Source organism: Ochrobactrum sp. MYb379 (assembly GCF_037479515.1).
GTDB lineage: Bacteria > Pseudomonadota > Alphaproteobacteria > Rhizobiales > Rhizobiaceae > Brucella.
Genome location: NZ_JBBGYW010000015.1, coordinates 1 through 16470 on the forward strand (window position 1 = coordinate 1; position 16470 = coordinate 16470).

Consider the following 16470-nt stretch of genomic DNA (forward strand, 5'->3'; position numbering starts at 1 on the left):
CCGCAATGGTTCGCACTTAATAACGCGGGGTGGAGCAGCCCGGTAGCTCGTCAGGCTCATAACCTGAAGGCCGCAGGTTCAAATCCTGCCCCCGCAACCAAATAAAACGAATAATTCTTAATCAATTCAAATAGTTGGCTGATTTTTTTGTCTTCTAAAAAAATCCCAAAATCCATAAAATCTTATTTTATAAGTTATAACAGTGCCTTAGCTAAAATAGGTTCAAATCGAGGGTAATGAACCACGCAACCACATACAACCCTTAATGACCGTGATGCGCGGGCAGGGGCAATCCAAAAAGTGCAAACCTACGACATTCCCGCCAAATTTGCTCCTGATCCATATATTCTCCTAAGCGTCCGCCTACTTAGTCCTCTTTCATCAAGACAGCGCCGGTTACGGATGAATACGATAAATACGTATTGCATTTCGCGCTACAATTCATTATCTTCGGGATAAGGAGATCATCATGGCCACCACCGTCGAACGTAAGGAATACCCGATCTCGATGCGCCTGCCGGAGGCTGACGTCGCGATGATTGATCGCGCGGCCACATTGCGCGGCCGCTCACGCACTGATTTCGTGCGGGATGCTGCCGTGCGCGCCGCCGAGGAGGTCGTGATGGAGCAAGGGTTGATACGCATGAGTCCCGAAGGGTTCGCCGATTTCATGGATGTGCTGTCCCGCCCTGCGGTGCCGGTTCCGGAAATCGTGGAGTTGTCCAAGCGGACCGCGCCTTGGGAACCCGAATACGTCGCAAAGCGGTGAGTTGTGTCAGTATCGGCTCCTGAACCGCTTACTGAAGCACACGACGTATCGCAGTTCTCTTGTGGCAAGCCCACGCTCGACCATTGGCTTAGGACCCGTGCGCTCTCAAATCAGCAAAAGGGCTTCACGGCGGTTCTCGTGGTTCACGAAGCTGGGCGTGTTGTCGGCTATTATGGTCTGGCGCCAACGGCCGTGGTCCCTGCGATCCTGCCGCGCTCAGTTCGAACCGGGCAGCCACCCAATCCAGTTCCTTGCCTGCTTCTCGGTCAACTGGCTACTGATACGGGCTGGGCTGGGCACGGGATTGGCACTGGTCTCGTGAAGCATGCCCTTCAACGCTGCGTACAGGCGTCCACTCTGATCGGCGGTCGTGCTCTGATGGTCAACGCAGTCGATGAAGAGGCAATGCAGTTCTGGCAGCGCCGCGGTTTTGTCCCCAGCAAAGATGATCCCCTTGTGCTGTTTCGCTCGATCGCCGACATCACGGCCTCGCTCAGTGACCAAGGGCTTTCGAGTACGTAGGAAGGCACGCCATTGCACCGACACGTCCATGCCGACTACGCCCCAACCCGATCTTGGGAACAGTTCGAAGAATTGTGTGCCAACATATTCCAGTCGGCATGGCGGGATCCAGCTCTCGTCCGTCATGGACGGGTCGGCCAGCGCCAGAGCGGGGTCGATATCGTCGCTCGGAACGGCGCGCTCTATCCCATCGGCCTGCAGTGCAAAAAGCGCAAGCGCTGGCCCGTCAGCAGGATCACAACCGCCCAAATAGACACGGAAGTCGCTGGAGCTTTAGCCCTCTCGCCTGCACTCAAGGCTTTCTACATTCTGACAACCGCACCAGATGGACTTGCCCTGATTTAGTGGAGAGTTTCTGTCACTAATTTCCGGTTCATGGCCTCGAACTGGATCGGGGATTTATATCCAAGGGCAGAATGTCTGCGCACAGGATTATAGAAGCCGTCAATGTATTCGCCAATGGCTTTGATTGCATCCTTACGTGTGTAGAACACAGTTCGCCATATCAGTTTTGACTTGATCGTTTTTAAGACGGTTTCCACCATCGAATTATCGTAACAATTTCCTTTGCCGCTCATGGATGGAAGCATGCTGTGCGCTTCGAGAATTCTGCGATACTCATAACTGGCATATTGGCTTCCCCTGTCCGAATGCTGGATCAAGCCCGGCCTTGGTTGCCGGATTGCAATGGCCTTCTTCAAAGCACAGATGGCAAGGACCTTTTTCATCCGGTCCCGTGCTTCCCAGCCAATGATGCGACGAGAATAAAGATCGGCAACAATTACCAGACACATCCATCCTTTTGCGGTCCATATGTAACTGATATCGACACCCCATTTCTGATCCGGTCCATCACAGTTAAAGTCCTGATCCAGCAGATTGGGAGCGACAGGCTCACCATGATTGCCGTCGGTCGTGCGTTTGAAGCGCGTTTTCTGCCGGGCTTTCAAATCATTTTCACGCATCAGTCTCGCCGTGTGGTGACGTCCTACTCGAATACCTTCTTCATTCAGTTCAACACGCATTCGAGGGCTGCCATAGGTTTCACGTGATAGCGCAAACTGATTGCGAATATAGGCCAGGATAATCATGTCATCAAGCTGACGGCGACTGGGGCGCCGATGCTTCCATGCATAATAACCGCTGATGCTGACGCCTGCAAAAGTACACAGCCGCGACAGAGACATGTGGACCTTCTCCGTATCGATGAAAGCAAACTTCATCGACTTGTCTCCCGAGCGAAGAAGGCCGTCGCATATTTTTTTTAGTAGATCGCGTTGCTGGCGCAGGAGTTCGTTTTCTTTGCGAAGGCGAGCAAGTTCCTGGCTCATGTCCTCATGCGGACCAGAGAGCAAATCTTGCTCAGCAAAAATGCGACGCCAGCGGTCAAGCGTTGACTTGCCAATGCCTAGGTCGGCCGCGACCGATGAAATGCTGCGACCACTCGTCGTTAAAATACGAACAGCTTCGCGCTTGAAATCTTCTGTAAATTCTCGCTGCTTCAATTCTAAGTCTCCTGTCAATCTTGTCTAACAGAAGCCCTCCACTTTTGAAGGGGAAGTCCATTGAGCAATTGGTTGATTCCGTTGTTCTTTCGCTGAAGAAAGATCCAGTTTAAGTTTGAAATTGCTCAGACCTTTTCACAGTTTTTCCAGCGCTTGCTGAACGCGCAGACAATCACCTTATCAAAATGCTTGCAAGTTGACTTTGCATGAGATTAAACATGACTATGAGAGTCTTGTTTATTTGGAAAATGTGTCGTGATTGTTCTAGCCAGGCTGATGAGCATTTGGAGCGTATGCGCCCAATTACAGGCAACTTTGGCCAGTAAATGTCAATTTTCCCTGCTGGTATCAGGAAGGTTTTCTGATTGAGTTGGGATATTCAGGAGCTGTTTCGGCGCCACGCAAAGGGAATTGCGCACTCGTTGCGCCGAAAAGGCGTGGACTCGGAAACCGCAGCCGATCTTACACAAGACACATTCGTAAAAGTACTTGCGTCGCAGCCTTTTGACGGAGCGCCAAGGCATAATCCGAAGGCTTACCTGTATCGCATTGCGGCAAACTTGAGTGTCGATCAGGTGCGCCATGAGCGTGTGCTGGTTCGCGTGCATCTGTCAGATGACGATTTCATGGCAATCGCTGATCCTACGCCTTCAGCGGAAACCATTGTCTATGATCGCCAGAAGCTCCGGCTTGTCGATGAGGCGCTTGCGGAGTTGCCGCGCAGGGTAAGAGAAGCCTTCGAACTCCACCGTATGGGTGGTTTGACGGTTACAGAAGTTGCCAAACGGCTTGAAATGTCAACGACACGAACGTGGGTTTTGATCAGGGATGCTTACGAGCATCTGGAAGATCGGCTCAACGGGTTTTAACCAGATCGCAAAAACATCTTCTCGAACCAATTGGCTCCGTATAGGGATGTATTTGCATGGGTGATTGTAAATAGGCCCCATTTTGGATGATGAATGAACGAAGTATCGGAAGAGCGCAGATTGTTTCGTGAGGCAGCGGATTTGGCTATCCGTCTGCAAAACGATGCTGCCAATCCTGTTTCCGTTGATATCGTCCGCAGCTGGATCAGCCGTAGCCCAGCGCATGAAGATGCCTGGCGACGGGTAGCAACCCTACACGGCATGACTGGAAAGATACTAACGGATCGTCAGCGCGCGAAAACTGGCCCTAATCGGCGTAGTTTTATGGCGGGTGGCCTCGCAGCGCTGACTGTGGGCGGGATAGGATCATTAACTTTGCCGGGCCTGATCTTAAAAGCGCAGGCTGATCATCTGACTTCAGTTGGTGAAATAAAGACCGTTCCACTTTCAGATGGAAGCGTCGTAACACTCGGACCCGACAGTGCAATCGGGGTTGATTATACAGAAAAGTTGCGTCGCATCAGTCTTTTGGCCGGCATGGCTTATTTTGAGGTGGTGCCGGATAATGCGCGACCATTCATGGTGGAAAGCGCCTCTTTTAAGGCCAAAACACAAGCTGCGGCATTCGATTTTTCCAATGATGCGGATGTCATCTCAGTGTCCGTTGATCAGGGACTTATTGATATTACAGCCCCCGGCTTTCCTGCTGATGGAATAAAGCAGCTCGGCGCTGGCGAATGGCTTCAATTTGATCCGAACAATTCCACTCTGAACAGAGGAAATCTGGAGAATGCGCAGGTCGCTGCCTGGCGCAAAGGGATGATTGTCGCGGAGAAAGAAACAGTAGCCGCGCTCGTTGCTAAAATCGCGCGCTGGCAGTCCGGTAAAGTTATTATCGCAGATCGTTCTCTTGGATCGAAAATCGTCAGCGGCGTTTTTGACCTTAATGATCCAGTTCGGGCACTGGAGGCGGTCGTGCGTCCTTTCGGTGCGAAACTACGTCAAGTTGCCCCATTTTTGACGGTGATCTCCTCCGTTTAAAAAACTTGAGAAAAATTGGAAAATTTTCTGTCGCTATCCGTAATACACATTGAGGGCCGCGGAATACCCGCGATTTAACCCATGATATGTGAATAGCGGAGCGGTTTGGCGATGGGGCAAAAGTCTCGGATCAGAAATTTTAGCAATACGAGCCATAGACTGCTCGTTCTTGGACTTTTAGCGACAACGACACCAATCATTGTCGTTCCGACCAGCATAAATGCCTATGCTCAAACGACATATTCGGTTCAGGCTGGATCGTTAAGCCGTGCATTATCAAATTTTGGCAGCCAGTCCGGCACACAGATTTCCTATGAAGCGTCTATCGTTCAGGGAAAGAAATCGCCCGGCGTCCAGAAGGCCGCGACCAGAGAGCAGGCGATTGCGCAATTGCTGCGGGGAACTGGTCTTACCTATTCGTTCACAGATGCGTCATCCGTTGTTATCTCGCAGCCGTCATCATCCAGCACCGGCGCGGTGCCAGAGGGCACGACTGTTCTCAATACGATTACGGTTGCGGGCGGCAATGGGTCGACGACCGAAGGCACAAATTCTTATACGACCGGCTCAATGTCGACGGCAACGAAACTGCCAATGTCGATACGCGAGACGCCGCAGTCAGTTTCTGTTGTCACGCGCAAAATGATTGATGACAAAGACTATCAGACACTCGATCAAGCCATGGCCGACACGCCCGGCGTCACCACAAAAATCGGTGCGTCCAGTGTGCGCCATGAATACTGGTCGCGCGGTCTGGAAATCGATAATATCCAATATGATGGCGTTTCAAACAATGTTCACTATTTTGCCCGCGACAGCGATGGCCAGGACGATCTGGATATGTATGACCGGGTTGAGGTCATTAAGGGTGCGGCTGGTCTGACGACTGGTGCTGGTAATCCTGCCGGTGCGATCAATCTCGTGCGCAAGCGTCCTCTCGATGAGGAGAAGCTGACAGTCACAACACGCGCCTCTTCATGGGGCAATGGACGTGCAGTGGTTGACTACTCCAAACCGCTTAATGAAGCAAAAACCGTCCGTGCCCGTATCGTCGGAGCATTCGGAGGTGGTGATAGCTACAAAGATTATTACTCCAACCGTGACGGCATGTTTTACGCGACTATTGATGCCGATCTGACAGAAGATACCACGTTAAATATCGGCTACAGTTATCAGAACCAAAAAATCGACGGGTTTGACTGGGGCGGTTTGCCAGCGCGTCCAGACGGTTCTTTTTATGATGAGTTCAGCCCGTCGACATTCCTTGGCAATGACTGGGACTATTTGTATCGTCGTCAGAATACCTTGTTTCTTGATCTGGAACATCGCTTTGACAACGGCTGGAAGCTAAGTTTCGACGGGCGCGGTGCGTGGTCAAGAGCTGACATGCGCGGTGGTTATACCTGGTGGATCGGTGACGATCTCTGGTTCTATCCAGGTCGCTTCCCTTACGCGAATGATGTTTATTCGTTCGACGTCAATGCGTCAGGACCGATCGAAATCTTCGGCAGAGATCACGACTTTGTCTTTGGTGTCAATGGCTCAAGAACAAACCTCTGGGTTGGTGTCTCAAACTATGCGTCATCTATCATGGATCCGACCACCTGGGATCCGGGTGCAGAACCTGCACCTGAAGATATTGCTTTGACCAGTGGGAGTGATGAAAAGACAGACCAGATTGGCGGATATGCTTCGGCACGATTTAGCCTTACAGACGATCTTAAGCTGATTGCCGGCGGCCGCATATCATGGTGGAAGTGGGACAAGGAACAGACCTCTTACACAAATGGCGCGACAAGCAGCTCTGATTACAGTGCGAACGCAAACTTCGTTCCTTATGTCGGTCTTGTTTATGATGTCACATCTGACCTTACTGCCTACGCAAGTTACACCGGCATTTTCAAGCCGCAGAACTATTATGGGCGCAACGGTGACCTGCTGAAGCCAATTGAGGGAACGAACCTCGAAGCTGGCGTCAAGGCGGACCTCTTCAACGGACAGCTTTCTGCTACTGCCGCAGTGTTCCGCACGATGCGCGACAATGTGGGGCAAAGGATTATCGGGATTTCCTATTGTAATCCGCTATCGAGCAGTTGCTATGAAGGTGTTGACGGTGTCGAGAGCAAGGGCATTGAGCTTGAGCTGCGCGGTGCAATTACTCAACACTGGAATATCATGGCCGGTTACACCTATGCGGTTTCCAAATATACGGAAGGAAGCATGGATGGTCAGCGCTTCAACACGACCCAGTCTCCTGAAAACGTATTCAAGCTCTATACGTCCTATTCTTTGCTTGAAGACAAGCTGACGCTCGGCGGTGGTGTGCGCGCGCAGAGCAAGATTTATTCCAAGACTGCAACTGTCGATCTGGAGCAGGGCGCATTCGCAGTCGCCGATGTGATGGCCAAATATAATATTAGTGACAAAACGGCTATCCAGTTCAACGTCAACAATCTCTTTGACAAGCGTTACTATACGTCAATCGATCCGACGGTGGGGCTGAACAACTGGATGGGCGCACCGCGCGAGTTCAGGCTGAACCTCAAGCATACGTTCTGATTTGGTGCCTGATGCAGCTTGCTGCATCACCCACAACCTGACTTTGGCATGATGAAGCTCATACGACTGATATGTCTGATACTGATGGGATGCGGAGCTTATAGCTCCGCTTTCGCGGATGGTGTTTTTCCAGTTGTGGTCAAACATGCGCTCGGATCGACGGTGATCGAGAAATCTCCGAAACGCATTATCACTATCGGCTGGAGCGGAGAAGACTCTGTTCTGGCCCTTGGTGTGACTCCAATCGCGATGCCACGATATACGACGTTCCCGAGCGGTATTTTCCCGTGGAACGAGGGAAAGTTGTCAGCAACACCAACGCTCCTTAACTTCGGCATGGATTATGAAGCCATTGCCGCGCTCAAGCCGGATCTTATCCTCGGCGTGTATTCCGGTATCAATGCAATATCCTACCAACGGCTTTCGTCTATCGCACCCACGGTAGCTTACCGTTCCGGCCCATGGCGCGCGGACTGGCGTGAACAGACGACGATCATTGGTGAGGCGCTCGGTAAACAAGGTGAAGCGGAAAAGCTTGTTAAGGGTGCGAATGATTATCTTGTCGCTCTCGGAAAGTCCCACCCGGAGCTTGCAGGCAAGACATTCACTTTTGGCACCTTTTTTCCGGGCTCTGGCAATCTCGTCGTTTATCTTCCATCTGATCCACGTGTCGCGGCCCTCCGTCTCATGGGGTTAGAGCTTTCATCAGGGGTGGAAGCACTTGGCAAAGAATATCCGGACGAGTTTTCAACTGGCGTCAGTCTCGAAACTCTCGACAGCATCGACGCGGATATTCTCATCTTATGGTTTGGCGACACCGCACGCGCTTCGCTGGAAACTCAACCGCTGTTTCAAGCGCTCAGCTCTGTTCAGCGCGGTTCTTATGTAGCGCTGGAAGACCCGATCGAAGTGTGGGCGACATCGGCACTGAGTGTTTCATCCATACCCTATGGTTTTCAACGGTTTGCAACGCGGCTGGCTAGTGCTGCAAGAATAACAAAGGATTAGATCATTGAACGCGCGCGCTGCAATTCAAACCACAACAGAAACCGAGACTGATCCCGTACCTTACGCCTATGATTGTTTCTGGGCGGATGTTGTCTCTTTGCAAGAGATCACGCCATCAATGACAAGGTTTGTTTTCAAGATACATGACGGGGATCGCTTTGTTCCAAGCCGATGTCCTGACGAATGGGTCAGGCTGAGTTTTAAGCCAAATGCCGAAACGCCTCTGTCGCTGCAAGTTCGTGACGGGAACGGTAAATGGCGATGGCCTGAGGGAGCAGAGCCATGCCCGGATCGGCCTTATACGGTTCGTCGCTGGGATGGTTCTCGTCACGAGATGACAGTTGATATTGTGGCACATGCCAGCGGCTTGGCAACAGAATGGGCCAAGTCAGCCCGTCCGGGCGATCGTGTCGGTATTTGTAACCCTGCAGGTCGCTTTCGCTTGCCGAAACAGACAGACTGGGTGCTGATGGTCACCGATATTACCGGGTTGCCCGCTGTTGCACGCGTAGCAGAGGAATTACCGCAAGGGATTAAGGCATATTTTCATGTTGAGTTACTGTCGGATGCCGACAAGCAATCGCTCCAGACACAGGCTGACCTTGACCTTACGTGGCACATTCTGGATGTTGAAAAGACAGGGAAAGCACACACGAAATTGGCGACTATTGCTGCCGAAATTACGACATTACCAGCGGGAAACGGCTATATTTATATCGCCGGTGAAGCGCAGATGGTGTCACAGAGCCGCAAGCATTTTCGAGACGCACTTGGCTTTGATAAAAACCGCATCGAGGCGATTGGCTATTGGATAGAGGGTCAGTCGCGCGGATGACGCGAAACAGCATAAGGTCGGTGCGGATGATACAATTTGGTTCTATTGTTTCCATTTTGGAAGAAGTAAGCTTCGTCACCCCCCGCTAATCAAGGCGACGATTTTTAGACATAGTGCACCTCAACTTCACATTCTGAAATGAGGCTATCGTGATCGACAATCGTACCGCTCCTTATGCAATCTTCCTTCTGCGTCTTGCACTTGGCATTCTCTTTCTGGCCCATGCCGGACTGAAAATTTTCGTTTTCACGCCTGCTGGCACTGCTGCTTTCTTCGGATCACTCGGTCTTCCTGGCTGGTTTGCTTATGTCACCATTCTCTGGGAACTGGTCGGCGCAGTCGCGCTGATCCTGGGCATTTTCCCACGTATTGCAGCTGTAGCCCTTATCCCAATCCTTCTCGGCGCTATCTATACCGTTCATGGTGCAGCAGGCTTCTTCTTCACCAATCCAAATGGCGGCTGGGAATTCATCGCACTCTGGATTGCTGGCCTTGCAGCCGTCGCACTCGGTGGAAATGGCGCATATGCTCTTAAACCGGGCAAATAAGTGACATCACCACGGGGCACCGCCCCGTGGTTCCAAACGGTTTTTAGGGATGGATACCATGCTGGTAGACGGAAAATGGACAGAAGACTGGCAGCCAGTTCAGGCCAAAGATGAAAAAGGCGGATTTGTTCGTCAGATTTCTGGCTTTCGCAATTGGGTTACACCCGATGGCAGCGCCGGTCCGACTGGCGAAGCAGGCTTTAAGGCCGAAGCGGGCCGTTACCATTTATATGTCGCCTATATCTGTCCATGGGCTTCTCGCACGCTGATCGGCCGCAAGCTCAAAGGTCTGGAAGACGTCATCTCCCTTTCCGTTGTCGAGCCTGCGCTGACTGATCAGGGCTGGCGATTTGGCGACTATCCCGGTTCCGACCGCGACAGCCTGAACCATGCCACCTTCATGCATGAGATCTACACAAAAGCCGATCCACATTATACCGGTCGCGCGACGGTTCCCGTGTTGTGGGACAAGCAGAAGAACACCATCGTCAACAATGAATCCGCCGATATTCTGCGTATGCTCAATTCCGGCTTTGGCGATCTCGCACGCAACACAATCGACCTTTATCCGGAAGCTCTGCGCGCTGATATCGATGCTCTGAATGAATATATCTATCCGCGTCTCAACAACGGTGTTTATCGGGCAGGCTTTGCCACCACGCAAATCGCCTATGACGAAGCCTTTCACGATGTGTTCACAACGCTCAATGAATTGGAAGTAAAGCTCGCAGACAAAGGCCCGTTTCTGTTTGGTAATCAACTGACTGAGACCGATATTAGGCTGTTTGTAACACTCGTGCGGTTTGATGCGGCCTATTTCAGCCTGTTCAAGTGTAACTTACGCCGTATCGCTGACTATCCGGCGCTGCAAGCATGGCTGATGCGCGTTCTGGAAATTCCCGGCATCCGTGAGACGGTCAATATCGACCATATCAAGCGTGGCTATTATTCCATCAAGGCACTCAACCCAACAGGCATCGTGCCCGTTGGGCCTGATCTGCCAGGCCTCGCTCCTGTCAAAATTTGAAAGATAACGTCATGGATTCGCTGATTATCTTTCTGCATGGTGTCGGAAGCCGCGGTGCCGATATGGCGCCGCTCGGAGAATATTGGTCACAGGCATTGCCGGGTGCCTCTTTTGCTGCACCAGATGCGCCCTATCCCTTTGATCAGGGTGGTGCAGGCCGACAATGGTTTAGCGTAAGTGGTGTAACGCAAGAAAACCGCGCGCGGCGGATTGTGGACGCCCGTCAGGCTTTTGACGAAACATTGCAGACGATCATGACGGCAAAGGGCTTTGTTGATAAGCCGCAACGTGTAGCACTTGTGGGCTTTTCCCAAGGATCGATTATGGCGCTCGATACACTGGTGACAGGCCGCTGGCCATTGGGTGCTGTTGTCGCATTTTCCGGGCGGCTCGCATCGCCTAAGCCTTTTAAGCCGTCACTTTCAACAGCTACGCTGCTTATACATGGTGGTGCTGATCCCGTCATTCCGCCAAGTGAATCTCAACACGCCCATGAGCAACTCAGCGAAATCGGCGTTAACTCGACGTGCCATATTCTGCCGGGCATTGGGCACACAATCTCTGCCGAGGGCGCCACTCTTGCAGTCAGTTTTCTAAAGCAAATTCTGCATCTTGGATAATTTCCAAATTCAGCTATTTTCACGCTTACAAGCTCGAATAATAGCTGAATTGGAAGTAATTATGGATCGGCTCGATTGTGAGCGCATGTTCGTCGCGGTGCTTGATACGGGCAGCTTTTCCGCAGCCGCCCAACGATTAGAAACAAGCAGCGGTCAGGCATCCAAACTTGTATCGAAGCTTGAGGTTGATCTTGGTGTTCAGTTAATCAGACGGACGACGCGTGCATTGTCACCGACAGAAGTAGGCTTTGCCTATTACGAGCGAATGAAAGGCTTACTACAGGATTTCGATGCGCTCGATGCCTCCGTTCGCAATGCTTCCGGCGCTCCTACTGGCCGCATCAGGCTAACCGCTCCCATGTCCTTTGGCACATTGCGTCTGACGCCGGTTCTTCTCGATTTCGCGCAGTCTTTCCCCGATATTCAGATCGACGTCAGCTTTTCAGACAGGATCGCCAGCCTCGTCGATGAAAATTTTGACATTGGCGTTCGGATCGGCAAGCCACTCGATAGCAGCCTGATAGCGCGACGAATTTGCGATACGCGTTTGGTTCTGGTGGCGTCAGAGTCCTACATCGACAAGCACGGATCGCCACAGGAGCCCCGTGATCTGATTTCGCATAATTGCATCATTGATACCAATTTTCGCGAACCATTTGTGTGGAGATTTGCACCTTCTCCCGAAGGCGAACCACGTGCAGTGAATATTGCTGGAAAGTTGCAATTTTCAAATGGCGAAGCCTGCCTTCAAGCAGCAATAGCCGGGCTTGGAATTGCCCATGTTCCAAGCTTTATTGCTGGCCCGTTCATTCGCGAGGGCCGCGTGCGGCAGCTTTTAAAGACATATGAAGATAAGCCGCTTGGGATTCACGCGGTTTACCCTCCGGCGAGGCATCTCGCGCTTAAAGTGCGTGCGCTTGTCGATTATCTCGCAGACCGCTTTCGCGGCCTACCGAATTGGGATCAGGGTTGGTAGTTTTGTTGAACAGCAAGGATGTATCTGTGACTAACTTCTCTTTGGTTCAGAAATAGTTTGGGCTGCGTTCTGAATCAGTGGTCCAAAGCTTTCGCTAAATTTTTCAGGTGTCCATTCCTGTAAGCTCCCGGCCACGTGAATAGCTCCGACCGGCGCTCCCTTCCAATCCATGATGGGCGCGCCAATAACAACCTCATGGCTGAGCAACTGCCTGCACAGAAGAGAGTGTCCCCGTTCGCGTGTGGCGCGAACATAGTTCATCACACCTTCCAAATCCCTTACAGTATGCGGTGTAAATGGGGTCATGTCAGAGCGGCTGACAATATCTGCAATGTTGTCGTCTGACAGTCGCGAGAGAATTGCTACCCCGCCAGCCGTGCAATAGGTCGGGACAGCATTACCAACAATGGTTGCACTAAAGACCTCATGTTTTGAGGGCATACGCAACGCGTAGATAACGCGAACATCGTCAAAAAGAGAGAGATCAACACGCTCGCTTACGCGGCGACGCAGCTCCAGCATGACTGGATTAGCTCGCTGTAACATCGGGTTGAGGCGCAAAAGATCATGAGTCATGTCAAGCACACGCAGCCCCGGCAAATAACCGCGATCATCGGGGTCACGAGCCAGCATGTTCAGTGCAAGAAGTGTGTGAATAATGCGCTGTGCTGCACTTCTATCGATGCCCGCAGCAGTTGCAACCTGACTAAGAGACAATGGATGTCGCGCAGTTTGAAAAGCAGACATGACCGCAACTGTCCTTGCGACGGAGCGCAGAAATAGCGGGTCGTCCTGAAACGCTTCCGCTTCGTCCGGATCAAAAGTTGAAATGCCGCGCAAGTCCCGAAATGTGTTCATAAGAAAAAGCTTTAATCCAGATTCAATGATTGACAAGCGTCAAAGTTGGTCCCTATCATAAAAAATCAATATAGATGTATCGCTGACAGATACACGTAATGGCCCGAGGGGGCAAACCAGGAAAATGGGAGTACGCTCGTGTCAAAACGCGTGGCTGTAGCTGGCTTTTTGCATGAAACAAACACTTTTGCGGCCAGTCCCGCAACGTTAGAAGCGTTTGTTCAGGGCGGCGGATATATCCCGCTTTCGCGTGGCGACGCGATTTTCAAAAATGCGCAGAATGTCAATCTTGGTATCGCCGGGGCGCTGAAATTTGCGCGGGAAGCGAACTGGGAAGTCGTGCCGATCTTATGGGCCGGCGCTATTCCTTCCGCACCTGTTACCAAAGAAGCCTATGAGACAATTGTTTCTGAAATCGTTGCTGGGTTGACAGACTGTGGCCCGCTTGACGGTATATTCATTGATCTGCATGGCGCTATGGTTGCTGAGCACATTGATGATGGCGAAGGCGAACTGCTTGAGCGCGTTCGTGCGGTGCGCCCAAGTGAGCCGCTATCCGTAGCGCTTGATCTGCATGGCAATATCACAAGGCGCATGTTCGACCACGCGGATGTCATGGTTGGCTTCCGCACCTATCCGCATATTGATATGGCCGAAACCGGTTATCGTGCAGCAGAAGCATTACAGGCGCTGATGATCAAGCCTGAGGGCTGGCAAAAAGCAATGCGTCAGGGCGATTACCTTATTCCGATCGCCTGGCAATGCACGGACGAACAGCCCGCCAAAGGCCTTTACGGCATGACCATTGATCTGCCGGAAGGCGTTGAAACGGCTTCATTGTTTATGGGTTTCCCGGCGGCTGATTTTGCCGAATGTGGCCCATCGGTGTTTACGTATGGCTGGGACAAACAAGCTGTTGAAGCCTATGCCGATCAGATACTGGAAGCATTGGCTGCGGCAGAACCTGCATTCGCAGGGACAGCATATTTGCCAAAAGAAGGCGTTGAGAAGGCGATAGAGCTTTCCCGCGATGCAAGCCGCCCAATCGTCATTGCTGATACGCAGGATAATCCCGGTGCCGGTGGCAGTTCCGACACGACTGGCATGCTACGTGCGCTTGTTGCCAGTGGTGCAAAGCGAGCCTCAATCGGCTGTATGCATGACGCGGAAGCAGCGATGATTGCACATCAGGCAGGCGAGGGTGCGGAAGTTGAAATCGCACTCGGCGGCAAGTCGGGCATTGCAGGTGACGAACCATATAAGGCTAAATTTACGGTCGAAAAGCTGTCTAACGGTAAGGCGCACGCAACGGGCCCTTATTATGGCGGAACATGGCTCGACATGGGACCATCCGCTTGTTTGCGGCTCGGCGGAACGAGAGTTGTCGTGACCACAAATCTCGCACAAATGGCGGATCGTGCGCTCTATCGCATGGTCGGCATCGAGCCTGAACAGGAAGCCATTCTGGTCAATAAGAGCTCGGTGCATTTCAGGGCAGACTTCGCGCCGATTGCCGAAAAGCTGCTGGTTTGCACTGCTCCCGGTGCGATGCCGCTTAGTCCAGCAAAACTATCATGGAAGAATTTGCGTTCCGGCATTCGGCTGGAGCCACTCGGAGAACCATTCAAATAAAACAATAATAACAACCTTCAGAGGAACCAAGTATATGACGTTTTTTAAACCACCACAGACTAGGACTATCCTCCGCAAGTTTAAATATGGCATTGCCGGTTCGCTGATTGCGTTAAGTGCCGGACATGCCGCAGCAGAAACAACACTCACTGCTGTTATGCATTCGGATCTGCGTATGCTTGATCCGGTGATCACCACCGCGCACATTACGCGCGATCATGCCTATATGATTTATGACGTGCTGATTGCCGTTGATGAAAACTTCAAGCCTCAGCCGCAAATGGCAGAGTGGACCGTCTCCGACGATGGCAAGACCTATACTTTCACGTTGCGCGATGGTCTCAAATTCCATGATGGCGCGCCGGTAACGGCTGCGGACGTTGTCGCTTCGCTTGAACGCTGGGCTAAGCGCGATACGGGCGGCCAGCTGATCATGGACATCACAGATTCGCTCAAAGCAAATGACGATAAAACAATCGTCTGGACGCTAAAGGAACCTTTTGCACCGTTCCTCGATACGATTGCCAAGCAGTCCGCATTACCTCCATTCATTATGCCAGCGCGTATCGCAGCAACGCCTGCTGACACAGCGATTACCGAACATATTGGTTCGGGGCCGTTCAAGTTCGTACCCGCCGAGTTCCAGCCCGGCGTTGGCGTGACGTACATAAAGAACGAAGATTACGTACCTCGCAGCGAGCCAGCCAGCTGGATGGCAGGCGGTAAGGTCGTCAACGTCGATAAGGTGCGTTGGGTCACGATGACCGATGCTCAGACGGCCGCGAATGCGCTGACAAGTGGTGAAATCGACTATATCGAGCAGGTTCCTGTTGATCTTGTGCCGCTTTTTGAAGGCGATGATACAGTCGTTCTGGAACAGCGCGATCCGCTCGGCTATCAGACCATGGGCCGCCTCAATTTCAAGCATGCGCCTTTTGATAATCCGGATATTCGTCGAGCGGCGTTCCTTGCCATGTCGCAGGAGCCAGTGCTGGCAGCCCTGATGGCTGATCCAAACTACTACAAGGTTTGCGGTGCGATTTTTGGTTGCGGCACCCCCAACGCCACAGATGTCGGCTCTGAAAGCCTCGTAGCAAAGGGCAATATCGAAGAAGCAAAAGAGCTTCTCAAGAAGGCTGGCTATGATGGCAAGCCGGTTGTCCTGATGCAGCCAACCGACGTTTCCAGTCTGTCACCACAGCCCGTTGTTGCAGCCCAACAATTGCGTGCAGCCGGTTTCACCGTCGATATGCAGCCCATGGACTGGCAAACACTTGTTGGCCGTCGCGCATCGAAAGATGAGCCTGCAAAGGGCGGCTGGAATATGTTCTTTACAAACTGGCAGATTCCGGAAATTGCGACACCATTGAACTCAGTCATGCTCAATGGCCGTGGTGAGCAAGCCTGGTTTGGCTGGCCCGAAGATGAAAAGATCGAGGCTCTCAAGAAGGAATATATCTCGGCCAAGACACCTGAAGAGCAGAAAGCTGCGGTAGAGAAGATACAGGCGCAGACACTGGAAAATGTTCTCTACATTCCACTGGGTGAGTATAACCCGCCGCAGGGCCGCAGAACCAATGTCGTCGATATGCTTGGTTCGCCTGTTCCGGTCTTCTGGAATGTGAAAAAGACTGAAGAATAATCCGCCCGCAGCTATCGCGCTTCGTGCGATAGCTCCCAGTTCAATGTGGGGCCGGCTTA

General features: G+C 52.0%; 16 protein-coding genes and 1 tRNA gene. 15 read left to right on the forward strand and 2 right to left on the reverse strand.

Annotated elements, in window-relative coordinates:
• Window positions 1-23 precede the first annotated feature (23 nt).
• The 4 genes from WH356_RS19670 (at window position 24) to WH356_RS19685 (ending at window position 1636) form a co-directional block, all read left to right on the forward strand.
• A tRNA-Met gene (locus WH356_RS19670) sits at window positions 24-100 on the forward strand.
• A gap of 369 nt (window positions 101-469) precedes the next feature.
• Window positions 470-769: a type II toxin-antitoxin system TacA family antitoxin gene (locus tag WH356_RS19675; RefSeq protein ID WP_339513846.1), complete on the forward strand. Its 300-nt coding sequence runs from the start codon at window positions 470-472 to the stop codon at window positions 767-769.
• 3 nt (window positions 770-772) lie between these two features.
• Complete coding sequence (locus tag WH356_RS19680; RefSeq protein WP_339513848.1) at window positions 773-1291, forward strand: GNAT family N-acetyltransferase; 519 nt, start codon at window positions 773-775, stop codon at window positions 1289-1291.
• 12 nt (window positions 1292-1303) lie between these two features.
• Window positions 1304-1636, forward strand: a complete 333-nt coding sequence (locus WH356_RS19685) for a restriction endonuclease (protein ID WP_339513850.1) — start codon at window positions 1304-1306, stop codon at window positions 1634-1636.
• Here WH356_RS19685 and WH356_RS19690 read toward each other — a convergent pair.
• Window positions 1633-2814, reverse strand: a complete 1182-nt coding sequence (locus WH356_RS19690; RefSeq protein ID WP_339513852.1) for an IS3 family transposase — start codon at window positions 2812-2814, stop codon at window positions 1633-1635. The genes WH356_RS19685 and WH356_RS19690 overlap by 4 nt on opposite strands.
• 347 nt (window positions 2815-3161) lie before the next feature.
• On the opposite strand from WH356_RS19690, the gene WH356_RS19695 reads away from it, so the two are divergent.
• The 9 genes from WH356_RS19695 (at window position 3162) to WH356_RS19735 (ending at window position 12279) form a co-directional block, all read left to right on the forward strand.
• A complete protein-coding gene (locus tag WH356_RS19695; protein WP_339513854.1) occupies window positions 3162-3665 on the forward strand; it encodes an RNA polymerase sigma factor in 504 nt (167 codons plus the stop codon).
• Between the two features lie 93 nt (window positions 3666-3758).
• A complete protein-coding gene (locus tag WH356_RS19700; protein WP_339513856.1) occupies window positions 3759-4706 on the forward strand; it encodes a FecR family protein in 948 nt (315 codons plus the stop codon).
• Window positions 4707-4817: 111 nt separating this feature from the next.
• The gene (locus WH356_RS19705; RefSeq protein WP_339513858.1) at window positions 4818-7265 is read left to right on the forward strand and encodes a TonB-dependent siderophore receptor; all 2448 of its coding nucleotides are present in this window, start codon (window positions 4818-4820) and stop codon (window positions 7263-7265) included.
• A 48-nt stretch (window positions 7266-7313) separates the two neighbouring features.
• Complete coding sequence (locus WH356_RS19710) at window positions 7314-8273, forward strand: iron-siderophore ABC transporter substrate-binding protein (protein WP_339513860.1); 960 nt, start codon at window positions 7314-7316, stop codon at window positions 8271-8273.
• A 4-nt stretch (window positions 8274-8277) separates the two neighbouring features.
• The gene (locus WH356_RS19715; protein WP_339513862.1) at window positions 8278-9108 is read left to right on the forward strand and encodes a siderophore-interacting protein; all 831 of its coding nucleotides are present in this window, start codon (window positions 8278-8280) and stop codon (window positions 9106-9108) included.
• Window positions 9109-9257: 149 nt separating this feature from the next.
• Complete coding sequence (locus tag WH356_RS19720; RefSeq protein ID WP_339513864.1) at window positions 9258-9656, forward strand: DoxX family protein; 399 nt, start codon at window positions 9258-9260, stop codon at window positions 9654-9656.
• A gap of 58 nt (window positions 9657-9714) precedes the next feature.
• On the forward strand, window positions 9715-10683 hold the full coding sequence (locus tag WH356_RS19725; RefSeq protein WP_339513866.1) for a glutathione S-transferase family protein: 969 nt from the start codon (window positions 9715-9717) through the stop codon (window positions 10681-10683).
• Window positions 10684-10694: 11 nt separating this feature from the next.
• Window positions 10695-11303: an alpha/beta hydrolase gene (locus tag WH356_RS19730; RefSeq protein ID WP_339513868.1), complete on the forward strand. Its 609-nt coding sequence runs from the start codon at window positions 10695-10697 to the stop codon at window positions 11301-11303.
• A gap of 61 nt (window positions 11304-11364) precedes the next feature.
• Window positions 11365-12279: a LysR family transcriptional regulator gene (locus WH356_RS19735; protein WP_339513870.1), complete on the forward strand. Its 915-nt coding sequence runs from the start codon at window positions 11365-11367 to the stop codon at window positions 12277-12279.
• 30 nt (window positions 12280-12309) lie between these two features.
• Here WH356_RS19735 and WH356_RS19740 read toward each other — a convergent pair whose 3' ends face one another.
• Window positions 12310-13137: an IclR family transcriptional regulator gene (locus WH356_RS19740; RefSeq protein ID WP_339513872.1), complete on the reverse strand. Its 828-nt coding sequence runs from the start codon at window positions 13135-13137 to the stop codon at window positions 12310-12312.
• A gap of 138 nt (window positions 13138-13275) precedes the next feature.
• Here WH356_RS19740 and WH356_RS19745 point away from each other — a divergent pair, with 138 nt between their 5' ends.
• Together WH356_RS19745 and WH356_RS19750 are read left to right on the forward strand one after the other, a co-directional pair.
• Window positions 13276-14769, forward strand: a complete 1494-nt coding sequence (locus tag WH356_RS19745; protein WP_339513874.1) for a M81 family metallopeptidase — start codon at window positions 13276-13278, stop codon at window positions 14767-14769.
• Window positions 14770-14803: 34 nt separating this feature from the next.
• The gene (locus tag WH356_RS19750) at window positions 14804-16411 is read left to right on the forward strand and encodes an ABC transporter substrate-binding protein (RefSeq protein WP_339513876.1); all 1608 of its coding nucleotides are present in this window, start codon (window positions 14804-14806) and stop codon (window positions 16409-16411) included.
• Window positions 16412-16470: the final 59 nt, after the last annotated feature.

What these genes read in the sequence shown, in the direction of transcription:
- WH356_RS19675 (WP_339513846.1), top strand. Translation starts at nt 470, where the DNA reads ATGGCCACCACCGTCGAACGTAAGGAATACCCGATCTCGATGCGCCTG.
- WH356_RS19700 (WP_339513856.1), top strand. Translation starts at nt 3,759, where the DNA reads ATGAACGAAGTATCGGAAGAGCGCAGATTGTTTCGTGAGGCAGCGGAT.
- WH356_RS19705 (WP_339513858.1), top strand. Translation starts at nt 4,818, where the DNA reads ATGGGGCAAAAGTCTCGGATCAGAAATTTTAGCAATACGAGCCATAGA.
- WH356_RS19710 (WP_339513860.1), top strand. Translation starts at nt 7,314, where the DNA reads ATGATGAAGCTCATACGACTGATATGTCTGATACTGATGGGATGCGGA.
- WH356_RS19725 (WP_339513866.1), top strand. Translation starts at nt 9,715, where the DNA reads ATGCTGGTAGACGGAAAATGGACAGAAGACTGGCAGCCAGTTCAGGCC.
- WH356_RS19730 (WP_339513868.1), top strand. Translation starts at nt 10,695, where the DNA reads ATGGATTCGCTGATTATCTTTCTGCATGGTGTCGGAAGCCGCGGTGCC.
- WH356_RS19735 (WP_339513870.1), top strand. Translation starts at nt 11,365, where the DNA reads ATGGATCGGCTCGATTGTGAGCGCATGTTCGTCGCGGTGCTTGATACG.
- WH356_RS19740 (WP_339513872.1), bottom strand. Translation starts at nt 13,137, where the DNA reads ATGAACACATTTCGGGACTTGCGCGGCATTTCAACTTTTGATCCGGAC.
- WH356_RS19750 (WP_339513876.1), top strand. Translation starts at nt 14,804, where the DNA reads ATGACGTTTTTTAAACCACCACAGACTAGGACTATCCTCCGCAAGTTT.